This is a genomic window from Thioclava sp. UBA3469 (genome assembly GCF_002378135.1).
GTDB classification, from domain to species: Bacteria; Pseudomonadota; Alphaproteobacteria; order Rhodobacterales; family Rhodobacteraceae; genus Thioclava; species Thioclava sediminum.
On record NZ_DFRG01000032.1, the window covers coordinates 1 to 10,530 of the forward strand.

The window sequence follows — 10,530 nt, forward strand, 5'->3', positions numbered from 1 at the left end:
GGCGGCGCGCGACGCGCAGTAAGCCCCCGGCGCGGCTCCGTCGGTCCGTGCCGCAAATGTGCCTTGGAGCGTGCCGCGTTTGTGCCTTCGGGAAGCCAGAAAAAAGAAAGCCCGGAGCGAACTCTGGGTTTTTCTCTCTGAAGTCAGTCTCCTGCGTGAGATTTGGCTCCGGCGGCAGGGAACGGGGCTGTCTTGGATTCAGTCTTAAGAAGTTGAAGTCGTTAAGGGTTTTCTGCGTAGTCCCGTGGTTTTTGCCACAGTTGGATGTCCTAAGGATGGGTGTTCGATTTCGGCGCGGCAAGGTATTTTCGGTAGTCCGATCACGCTATCGAGCCGAAAAATCGCTCGGCTTGACAGAAGGGTTGGCTTGGCTGCGTTCACCAAGTGTTCTTAGCACATCTCGAGATTAGCTCCGGCCAGCCAGAAGGTGCCAGCCGAATTGGAGTCGAAATACCAATACTTCGAGGTATTGGTCGCCTGAGCTTGGCACGCCGAGTGTCAGTGCCGACTAACCGGAGCGTAAAAGGCAGCGAGGTTCCCGTAGCTGCGTCCGAATATTGACAACACAGCCACCCCGGTCGAACACGTTCATTGGTTCGTAATGTCGCCCTTGAGAGAATAGCCGATCATCAGCACGTCCTTGCGGGTCATCTCGTCGATCTCATGCGCGGCGAGGACCGACATGATGTCGTCGATTGCGGCCATGTATTCGCCGGTGCTGATATTCATGCCGCGATGCGCCGCCACCATGTCACGCCCGGTATATTGCTCGGGGCCGCCACTGCCTGCGCCGAAGAAAGCGCAGAGTTGGGCCTTGGCGTCGTTCAGGTCGTCTGGCCTTTCGCGGTATGGCAGGAAACGGGCGCTGATTGCGGGGTTTACCATATGCGCCTCGAGGACATCGTCGACGAGCGCCTTGATCCCGGGCTTTCCGCCCAGCCGGTCGTAGAGGGTCTGTTCCATCGTTCTTGCTCCTTGTTCGCTATCCGAAGTGTTTGCTGCTTGGACCCCGGGCGCTGGGTCGCGCCCGGGATGAGGCTTCATTGCGCGGCCTGCTGCACACGCTGCGGCTGGATGTTGTGATTGACCCGGAAGAGGTTCGTAGGGTCGTAGCGCGCCTTGATCTCCTGCAGCCGGTTGAGGTTGCCGCCATAGGCCTCGGCAAGGCGATCCGCGTCATCCGCTGGCAGGAAGTTCACGTAGACACTGGGCGCCGCATCCGCTGCCGTTGCGTTGAACAGATCGCGCGCCCAAGCGATGCAGGCCTTGTCCTTCGCCGCGTCCTCCCAGCGGGTGTGAACGTTCATGGTGAAGTGGCTGTCGCGCTGCGGATAGGCGGTCGCGTCCGACGGGACGCGGGCCATCGCGCCGCCGACATGGGCGATGAAGATCTCGCATTGCGGATCGGGAAGCTCCTCGACCGCGCCGAGTATCGCCTCCATCGTGCCGGGGCCGAGCTTCAGGAAGTCCCGGCTCTTCCAGTAATTGCGCGCGCCGGGCGTCAGCAGCGGATCGAAGGCCGCCTGCCAGCCGGTGAAGGGATGCGGGCCGATCACATCGACAATGGGCGTGCCGAGGGCGCGCAGCTCGCGCATCGCCTCTTCGCCCTTGGCCATGTCGCCGACGTAGCAGGCCGCGAAGATCAGCACCTCTCGCCCGTGCCAGTCTTCCGGCAGGAAGGGCAGGGGCGGCGCCTTGCGCAGGACCGACCAGACCGTCAGCTCGTCCGGCGCCTTGTCGCATATCTCCTGGAATTTCGGCAGCAGAGTGGCAGCCTCCGCGAAGGGATGGATGACGAGGCCGGACAGAACCTCGGTGCCGATTGCGTGGCCCTGGAATTCGAAGGAGGACACCACCCCGAAATTGCCGCCCCCGCCGCACAGCGCCCAGAAAAGGTCCGGATGCTCCGTCTTCGACGCCTTGACGCAGCGCCCATCGGCCAGCACCACATCGGCCGACAAGAGGTTGTCGATGGTCATCCCGTATTTCCGGGTGATCCAGCCGAAGCCGCCGCCAAGTGTCAGCCCCGCGATCCCGGTTGTCGAGTTCACGCCGACAGGCACGGCAAGCCCATGCACCTGCGACTCGCGATCGACATCGCCCAGTGTCGCGCCCGGCTCGGCCCGGACGGTTCCGGCCTCAGGATCGACGTGAACCGAGCGCATGCCCGACAGGTCCAGCATCAGCGAGCCGTCCTCGACTGCGAGACCGGCAATCTGGTGGCCGCCGGACCGAACGGCCATCCGAAGCCCTTTATCCTTGGCAAAGGCGACCGCGGCCTGAATGTCGCTGGCTCCCATCGCATGCACGACGAGCCCCGGTTTGCGATCGATCATCCCGTTCCAGATCGACCGCGCGGTGTCATAGCCCTCATCTCCCTCGATCAGGGCCTTGCCGCGCAGAGCGGCTCCAAGGGCCTCCCGGTCCGCGCCGGTGATCTTCTTGCGCGTGCCGTCCAGCCCGTTCATTTCAATGATATCCGACATGTCTTTCTCCCTGTGAGATCATGGCGCACAGCGACGCGATCCACCCCTCGCGCGTCTGCCGCGTTCGATTGTTTGCGGTTCTGAAAGGATGAGCGCGCCGCGGGTCTCAAACCAGTGGCGAAACTGGACCGGCCCGCTCGGGCACAGGGTGTGGGCACAGAGTTGGATACAAGAAGCGCAATTTGCGCTATGCTGGGAAAAGCCATGGAGGAGATCTCCGATGTCCAACGCCAGCTATTTCCAGTTCTGTCCGGTCGCGATGGCCGCCGAAATCCTCTGCACCCGGTGGACGATGGTCCTCGTGCGCGAACTCGTGGCCGGATCGACCCGCTTCAACGATATCAGGCGAGGTGTCCCGCGCATGTCGCGCACGCTGCTTGCGCAGCGCCTGCGGGAACTGGAGGCAGCCGGGATCGTCGAGAGACACCCGGTCGAGGGCACTCAAGCGGTCGACTACCTTCTGACCGATGCGGGAAAGGACCTGCTGCCGCTCGTCGAGGCCTTCGGGATCTGGGGGCAGAAATGGGTGGAATCCGAGCCGTCTCTGGAGCGGCTCGATGTGTCGCTGCTGATGTGGGACATGCGCCGCAATCTCGATCCTTCACCGCTTCCTCCAGGCCGGACTATCCTGAATTTCCACTTCCCCGAACTCGCGGCGTCGAAATCCTCGTGGTGGCTGATCGTGGAGGCGAGCGGCGATGTCGATCTGTGTCAGGTCGATCCGGGGTTCGATGTCGACCTCTTTGTCACGACGGATTTGCGCACGATGACAGAGATCTGGATGGGCCTCACGACCGTGTCGAAGGCCGCCCGCAAGCTCGACCTTATCGGGTCCCGAGACGTGGTGGCCTCGATGCAGAAATGGCTGGGCCTCAGCCCCTTCGCAGCCGAGAAAAAGCTCGCCTCCTGAGCCGCGTCGCCGTTCCGGTCAGCGCGTAATCGAAGGCTGTGGCAGACCGTGCCGGCATTGGCCACAGGCCGCACGTTCCGAAGGGCTACATGCCCATCAGCACCCGCGTGGCGTTGAAGAGCACTTTGGGGTCGAGGTCCGTGCGTGCGACCGGCGGGGGAGGTGTGATCCGTCCCGTCAGGCTCGCCACCGCGGCCCGGGCCGAGCGGACGGAATATTCCACCGTGAAGACGCAGTCGCGCGGGAGTTCGCAGAATTGCCCGATGATCGCGAAGTTGCTGGCGCCGCTGGGTCGGGTGTCGGGGCGATCCCCGGGCTGACGCGGCATGAACTGGCTCGTGATGAACGGCATCCGGCAGGGGATCACGCGGGCGGTCTTGAACCAGCCCTGCTGTTCGGGCGTCAGGCCCATATGGCCGAACAGCTCGGTCAGGATCTCGTCGCCGGTCGCCTCCCACATCGGTTTCGTGGTGAAGTTGCCGGGACGATCTCCGCGCAGGCCATATCCCCAGAAGACATAGGTGCCGTGTTTCTGGCCGCGGAAATGGGGTTGGTGGAAGAGCACGATCGAGAGCGTCCAGCCCGAATCCGCGAAGGTCACGAGCCCGCCCGTGCCCGTGCGGTTGCCGGTGAAATCTTCCATGAACTCGAAGAAGTCGGGACTGTCGAGCGTGACCGTGAAGGAATGCCACGCGGTCTTGTCAGTCTCGCCGCAGAACACCTCCGGGCGGCCGAAGCCCTCATGTTCCGCCGCCAGCTTTCGCCACAGCGTCCAGGCACCGCCCTCGCGGTCATCGCAGCTGGGCGCGCGGTCGTTCGATCCGGTCACCGAGGCATCGGTCATCGAGCCGAGCGTGAGATAGACCTTGTCGGTCTCGGCGACCGGTATCTCCTCGCCGCTGGAAAAGGCCAGCGCGCTGACGCGGCGGTCCTGCCGCGAGCCCTCGATCCGCACGTCGACAACCTGCCTGCCGGTGACGATTTGCACGCCTCGGTCGCGCAGCCAGCTCACGATTGGCGCGATCAGGGAGTCATACTGATTGTAGCGGGTGCGCAGGATGCCGGCGATCCGGGTGAAACCGGGAAAGAGATGGATGAACCGTCGCAGGTAGCGCCGCATCTCGACCACGGAATGCCATGGTTGGAAGGAGAACATCGTCGACCACATCAGCCAGAAGTTGCTGTCCAGAAAGGTGGGCTGGAACCAGTCCTCGATCGTCTGGGCTCCGAGCGTGCTTTCGCGATGCAGGATCAGGCGGTTGATATCGACGATGTCCTGCGCCGTGAGCGTTAGGTCAAAACGGTCCTCTGCGGGTTTGCCGCCGCGCACGATGCGGCAATTGGCCGAGCCGGGCACCATGCGGTTGAAGGCGAAGATGTCCTGTGCTGCCGAGGTGGCGGGATCGTCGGCCGAGGGGATCGAGCTGAGCAGATCGAACGTGCAGGCGAAATGCTCCTCGAACATCCGGCCGCCGCGGACAAGATACCCGTCCTCGCCATCGCCCGATCCGTCCAGCGAACCGCCCGCGGTGCCGAGTTGTTCGTAGACATGGATCGCCGCGCCATCCACGTCCGCGTCGCGTAGCAGAAAGACCGCCGTGGCAAGGCCCGCGATACCGCCGCCGACGATGTGATGTCGTTCCGTTGTCGCTTCCATCGCCGAGCCTCGCTCCCTGCAGTCCAGATTTCCTTCGCCCCCGTCGAAATCCTTGGGGACACAGCGAATTCTAGCATTTTATGAGAAACGGACGAAGAAGATTGCTCGCCGAGTTTACGCCTGCTCCGCCCGCTTGCATGGTGATCAGGGACGGCACGTCATGCGGCGGACTGCCCAAACTGTCTGAGGATGGGACCGGCCATTCGTGCCGGGTGCAGCTAATATCCATGCTCCCCCTTTGGCGAGAGGGGAAATCTCGGCCCTTAGCGGACATCTATGGCCTGAGCGGCGAAGGTCAGCTTCGAATTATCTATCTCGGTTCGGCTTCCGGATGTTCTCGTCGACTTTGGATGATGCTTCGGCCCCATTAACAGTTGGATCACTGCATGACTATTGCGGAGATTGAGGCTGTCAAAAGGCTCTTTCGCGTTTGTCTGTTCCTGAAGCATTGGCGCAGCTTGCTGCATTACGTTGAACGATTTCGCGGCGGCCAAGCCAAGATCGCGCTGAACCCTATAGTTTCTCATAGATTGCGCGCGCGGGGGACTGTGACGTGAAATGCGCGTGATCGGTTCGTGTGTTTGGGCCGTGACAAAACACCAATAAATCGGGGTATTCTCATGACATTCAAATTCGCGCTCGCGGCGTCAGCCGCCTGTCTTGCGCTGGCCGCATGTAACAGCAGCAACGGATCCTCCGCGGCGCTGACCTCGGCAGAGGCGCAAAACGTCGAAGCAACCTATTCCGACTACGCGGACAGGATCGGTACGGGCGACCTGACGACGACCGTGCCGACGGGGCAGGCGTCGATGTCGGGCTATATGGGCGTGAGCAACGTCAATCCCGACGACCCGACCACGACCGTGATGGGGGAACTGGCGATGGATGTCGATTTCGACGCGGGGACGCTGACCGGCAAAGGGTCCAATTTCGGCATCTATAGCGGCGACGTCCTGACCAAGGAAGCCGATGTGACAGGCTCGCTCGACGTTGCGGGCACGGTTTCGAGCTCGGACATGAGCGCGACCGCGACGGGTACGATGTCGGATGGCTCCTCTGCGGGCGCCGACTTCGCTCTGGATATGACCGGCAGTTTCTATGACGACGCGGGCACGCTGACTGCGGTGGGCGATATCTCCGGGACGATGACTGACGGCTCTGACGTCCAGAACGTCGACGGCAATTATTACGCCACCGAGAACTAAGGCGGGGCTTTTCCTGCACAGGCCGGGCGTTCTGCGCCCGGTCTCTTTCCGTCTCGCCGAGAGGCAAACGACAAGCGCGATGCGATACCGTTCTTCCTTCCTCCTGATCTGGCTCGCCTTCGCGCTTGTCGTCTGTCTGCTCTCACCGTCGCGCAGCTTTGCGGAACAGACGGTATCGGATTGGCTCGGCGTGGCGAATGCGCAGCTCGCGCAGGGCAAACCGGGGCGGGCGCTTCTGATTTTCGGAGAAATCGCGGCGCGCCATCCGGAATTCACCCCTGCGCAAACCGGGTTGGAGCAGAGCTTCACCAAGCTTGGCTCCGTTCGCCGCAACGAAGCGTTCCTGCGTTACGCGCTCGCCAAGGATCCAAAGCACGAAGCGGCGCTTCTCGCGGCATGGCAGGCGTTGGATCGGGCGCATCCGTTTCGCTTTTCCGCCACGGCCTCGATCTTGCCGAGCAGCAATGTCGATCACGTCGCCTCCGAACGGTATCTGGTGACCGATTTCGGCACGTTCTTGATCAACGACGGCGGCAACGAGACTTCCGGGGTCGGGCTCGGCTATGGCGCGAACCTCGACTGGTTCGTTCAGCCGCGCCCGGGGCATCGCATCCGGTTGCGCGCCTCCTATGCGGGGGCTTGGTATCACACCGCGATTTTGCGCTATTCGGAGCCCGGGCTCGCCCTGCGTTACGAGCATCTCGGCGGGGGTGCGCCTTGGTCGGTCGAGGCGTTTTTGCGCGACCGGCGCTATGGCGGCGGGTCGCAGGATATCACGTCGGACAACCTCACACGCGGAGTGCGGTTCGCGAAAGTGTGGCGGTCCGCAGGGGGCGGGCGCACGGTTTTCCGGCTGGACGGCGAGTATGCCAGCTACAGCGAGAAGCCCTACCTGACGGGCCCGAGATATTTCGTGGACCTCGCGCGCCGAACGAGATTGGGGCAACGTAGCGCCCTGAGCTATGGCCTGCGGCTGGAACGCGCCTTGCCGCGAAAGGATTACCACCGCTATTCCGGCGCTGAGTTGCGCGTGGGCTTCGACCGACCGCTTTTCGACGGAGTTCGTGGGGGGCTGTCGCTCAGTTACGGAGAGCGCCGCTATGACGCCGCCTTTCCGATCGTCGGGGTGCACCGTCGGGACCGGACCGCGAGCCTCGGGCTGAGCCTCGAATTGAAACGAGCGAAAATCCTCGGTCAAACGCCCCGGATCACCTGCAGCGCGCGGCGCACCCGGTCGAATGTCGCGCTCTACACGACGAACTCGGTTGATTGCGCTTTGTCCCTAAAGCTTGATTTTTGAGCGAAATTCGGCATCTATGTCGCATGTTAATCGGTGAGCATTTTAGCTTCAGTGTTTTTCTCGGCGCATTGCTCGGCGGTCGGTTTGGCTTTGATTTGAAGAGTTTTGGGGGGGCCATGCCGAGTTTCGATCCGCGGCGCGTCGTTTTTCGAGAAACGCACGCAATTTTAGATTTGACCCGACTGCGCCGGCTGACCTGACACGATGCCACGTTTCATATCGCATCACGAAATTTATGATGCCGCGCTCGATGACGAGCTTTTCACCGCGCTGCCAAACATGCTCGCGCAGGTGATCGGAATCCCGTCCGCTGTCTTCATCTGGCTCCATCCCGGCGATTATCGGGAAATCACCGCCGGAACGCAGGCGGATGCCAATCTCGATTACAATTCGTTCGAAGGTCACGATCCGTGGTTGGCGCACGGTACGCCGGAGAAGTGCGGCACAGGCCTGTTTCGTTTGTCGAACCACGTGAGCGCTCAGGAGTTCGAGCGCAGCGAAATGTATAACGATTTCATCGTTAAGAACGGTGTCGATCGCTACTGGTGTCTCGCGATGATGCAGAGCACTCGCGACGGTCTGGTCGCCACGGCCTTCCACAAGGGCAAGCGCGGGGGCGATTTCACCGATCCCGAGGTGGAGACTCTCGGTTTGCATGTCCAGGATCTGGGACGGCTGCACAAGATCCGCCGGGAGCTGCATCGCGCCAGTATCCAGCAGGTCACCGCGCCCGACCGTAGCCTGCTTGATGACGCCCCGATCTTCGAGCTCGACCACGAAGGGCGGCTCGTGCGGATGAACGGGAAAGCCGAGCTGCTGCTCGATCTTCATCCGCTGCTGGTGCTCGACTTCGAACGGAAATTACGGTCACGCGGGCCGATGCACGGGGTTTTGCGCCAAGCCATCGGACGGTCGACAGATGCGGTGAAGAGCCAGGCAGGCGCGCTCGACCTACCTCAAATGCGCGCGACTGACGGGCGAATTATACCGAAACTGAGGCTGAACCTGCTGCCGCGAACTGACGGGGGCCGGAAGGTCTGGGTTATCGCGACGAGCGAGGAAGAGGATGGAATGCGAAATCTGGTCGCGGCCCCACGTGAGAAGATGCGGCTCACGCCACGCGAGCGGGACGTTCTTCAGGGAATGATCCGGGGCCGCAGGCGGGACCAACTCGCCAATGATCTCGACATCGCCATTCCGACAGTCGATCTGCATAGCGCCAATCTCCGCCGCAAACTCGGGGCACGGACCATAGCGGAGGCTGTTGCCATCGCCTTGCAGTTTGGACTGATGTAGGCCTTCCGTGAAGGCGTCGCTCTGGGACAAGGGCGACAATTCAATGGGCGATCCGGGGCAAATGCCGCCCATGGGGTTCGGCATGATTGGCGCTGGAGGACAGGTCCAGAAGCCTACGATAGCCGTGGCCGCGACACCCTGCGTCGGTCCTGCGGGCATCGCACCAGCTCGCTGGACTACGCGGCTGCACCGAACAGTTACGCCTCACGACTTTTGAAAAAGCGCCGGACGTAGAAGCCGACCCCGATCAGGATCGCAACGAGCACCACGCCATTGAGGGCGTGCATGGTGTTGCGCAGGGCCGGGCTTTTGTCCCACGCTTGGCCGAGCTTGAGGCCGACATAGGCGAGGACGAGGCACCAGGACCAAGATCCGATGAACGTGTAAATCTGGAACTTCCAGAACGGCATCCGAGCGATTCCGGCCGGGAGGGAGATGAAGGTCCGCACCAGCGGCAAGAGCCTCGAGACAAAGACCGCGGCGCTGCCATAGCGGGAGAACCAGCGATCGGCCCGGTCCAGATCCGAGTGGCTGAGCAAAATGTATCGCCCCCAACGTTCGACGGCGCGGCGACCGCCGTAAGCACCAACGAAATAGGCGAGGGTCGACCCGATATTGCAGCCGATTGCGCCAACGGTGGCGACCAAAAGCAGAGAGAACTGACCTTTCGAGGCGAGATAGCCCGAGAAGGGCATGATCACTTCTGATGGGAGCGGGATACAGGCGGATTCGATCGCCATCAGCGCAGCGATCCCGGCATAGCCCATGGAACTGATCGCATGGGTTATAAAGCCCGCGATGGCTCCCATCAGTCCTGAAATCATGTCTCATTCCTCCCGCATCTGGCCCTGTGCTTCCCCTGAGGTTTCCTGCAAAGACCCTGCCTTGCGGTCGTGGGGAAATCTGAAGGTGTGGCGGCGATGAAGGCGGGAAAGAAAGCTCGCGAAACCGTGTCCCAGCCGCGAGAGACATGGGGCGGGCGGGCTCACCGAGAAACGCGTGAATGCGTGCATGACACCCGCGTTTGTCCCGTCGCTGCTAGAGCGTCATTTGCGTGGCACATTTCACCCATCACAACGTCGGAAAGCGCATCTCCACCCGCAGGCCGCGTTCGAGGTTTTTCAGGCGCAGCTCGCCCCCGTGTATCTGCGCGATGGCGTCGACGAGGCTCAGGCCCAAACCGCTGCCTTGGGTGTTGCGGCTCTGGTCGAGGCGGACGAAACGTTCGCGCACCCGCGCCAGATCGCGGTCCGGGATACCGGGGCCGTTATCTGTCACGCTCAGCACGACATCCTGGCTTGCCTCGTGCACGCCTATCGAGACCCGTGCCGGGGAGGGGCTGTAGCGAAGTGCGTTGTCCACGAGGTTCACGAGCGCCTGAAACAGAAGCTCGCGGTCGCCCTCGATAGAAATGTCCTCGGGCAGATCGAGCGCCAATTCCTGCCCTGCATCCTCTGCACCCGCGCCGAGCATCTCCGCAACATCCTGGCAAAGCTGCGTGAGATTGACGGGCACGCGCGTGATCTCGACCATTCCGGCCTGCATGCGGGACAGGCGCAGGATCGCGTCGAAGGTTTCCGAGACTTGATCGAGATCGTTCAGCGCTTTCCCGATCTCGCCGCGCTGCGCCAACGGTAGGGACGCATCCAGCGCCACCGGCTCGAGCCGCAGCCGCA

Annotated in this window: 9 protein-coding genes; 4 read left to right on the forward strand and 5 right to left on the reverse strand. The window is 62.4% G+C overall.

Going from position 1 to position 10,530, the window contains the following annotated elements:
• Window positions 1–588 precede the first annotated feature (588 nt).
• A complete protein-coding gene (locus tag B3D39_RS02490; RefSeq protein WP_078539282.1) occupies window positions 589–963 on the reverse strand; it encodes a group I truncated hemoglobin in 375 nt (124 codons plus the stop codon).
• A gap of 77 nt (window positions 964–1,040) precedes the next feature.
• Window positions 1,041–2,486: an FAD-binding oxidoreductase gene (locus B3D39_RS02495; RefSeq protein ID WP_274961644.1), complete on the reverse strand. Its 1,446-nt coding sequence runs from the start codon at window positions 2,484–2,486 to the stop codon at window positions 1,041–1,043.
• Window positions 2,487–2,706: 220 nt separating this feature from the next.
• On the opposite strand from B3D39_RS02495, the gene B3D39_RS02500 reads away from it, so the two are divergent.
• Window positions 2,707–3,396: a winged helix-turn-helix transcriptional regulator gene (locus B3D39_RS02500; RefSeq protein ID WP_078539280.1), complete on the forward strand. Its 690-nt coding sequence runs from the start codon at window positions 2,707–2,709 to the stop codon at window positions 3,394–3,396.
• A gap of 85 nt (window positions 3,397–3,481) precedes the next feature.
• Here the strand turns inward: B3D39_RS02500 and B3D39_RS02505 are convergent, their stop codons facing one another.
• On the reverse strand, window positions 3,482–5,053 hold the full coding sequence (locus B3D39_RS02505; protein WP_274961645.1) for an oleate hydratase: 1,572 nt from the start codon (window positions 5,051–5,053) through the stop codon (window positions 3,482–3,484).
• Between the two features lie 620 nt (window positions 5,054–5,673).
• Here B3D39_RS02505 and B3D39_RS02510 point away from each other — a divergent pair.
• The 3 genes from B3D39_RS02510 (at window position 5,674) to B3D39_RS02520 (ending at window position 8,854) form a co-directional block, all read left to right on the forward strand.
• Window positions 5,674–6,258, forward strand: a complete 585-nt coding sequence (locus B3D39_RS02510) for a hypothetical protein (RefSeq protein WP_078547107.1) — start codon at window positions 5,674–5,676, stop codon at window positions 6,256–6,258.
• Between the two features lie 79 nt (window positions 6,259–6,337).
• Window positions 6,338–7,558, forward strand: coding sequence for a surface lipoprotein assembly modifier (locus tag B3D39_RS02515; RefSeq protein WP_274961646.1), 1,221 nt, complete (start codon window positions 6,338–6,340; stop codon window positions 7,556–7,558).
• A gap of 279 nt (window positions 7,559–7,837) precedes the next feature.
• Window positions 7,838–8,854 carry a LuxR C-terminal-related transcriptional regulator gene (locus B3D39_RS02520; protein WP_274961647.1) on the forward strand — a complete coding sequence of 339 codons (1,017 nt, stop codon included), beginning with the start codon at window positions 7,838–7,840 and terminating at the stop codon, window positions 8,852–8,854.
• A gap of 197 nt (window positions 8,855–9,051) precedes the next feature.
• Here B3D39_RS02520 and B3D39_RS02525 read toward each other — a convergent pair whose 3' ends face one another.
• Both B3D39_RS02525 and B3D39_RS02530 read right to left on the reverse strand, forming a co-directional pair.
• Entirely contained in the window at window positions 9,052–9,678 is a 627-nt protein-coding gene (locus B3D39_RS02525; RefSeq protein ID WP_274961648.1) for a DedA family protein, read from the reverse strand.
• A gap of 247 nt (window positions 9,679–9,925) precedes the next feature.
• The coding region (locus tag B3D39_RS02530) for a sensor histidine kinase (protein WP_286789346.1) at window positions 9,926–10,530 on the reverse strand (605 nt) is incomplete at its 5' end.

Coding starts and splice junctions, on each gene's coding strand:
- B3D39_RS02490 (WP_078539282.1), bottom strand. CDS start 963: ATGGAACAGACCCTCTACGACCGGCTGGGCGGAAAGCCCGGGATCAAG.
- B3D39_RS02495 (WP_274961644.1), bottom strand. CDS start 2,486: ATGTCGGATATCATTGAAATGAACGGGCTGGACGGCACGCGCAAGAAG.
- B3D39_RS02520 (WP_274961647.1), top strand. CDS start 7,838: ATGCTCGCGCAGGTGATCGGAATCCCGTCCGCTGTCTTCATCTGGCTC.
- B3D39_RS02525 (WP_274961648.1), bottom strand. CDS start 9,678: ATGATTTCAGGACTGATGGGAGCCATCGCGGGCTTTATAACCCATGCG.
- B3D39_RS02500 (WP_078539280.1), top strand. CDS start 2,707: ATGTCCAACGCCAGCTATTTCCAGTTCTGTCCGGTCGCGATGGCCGCC.
- B3D39_RS02505 (WP_274961645.1), bottom strand. CDS start 5,053: ATGGAAGCGACAACGGAACGACATCACATCGTCGGCGGCGGTATCGCG.
- B3D39_RS02510 (WP_078547107.1), top strand. CDS start 5,674: ATGACATTCAAATTCGCGCTCGCGGCGTCAGCCGCCTGTCTTGCGCTG.
- B3D39_RS02515 (WP_274961646.1), top strand. CDS start 6,338: ATGCGATACCGTTCTTCCTTCCTCCTGATCTGGCTCGCCTTCGCGCTT.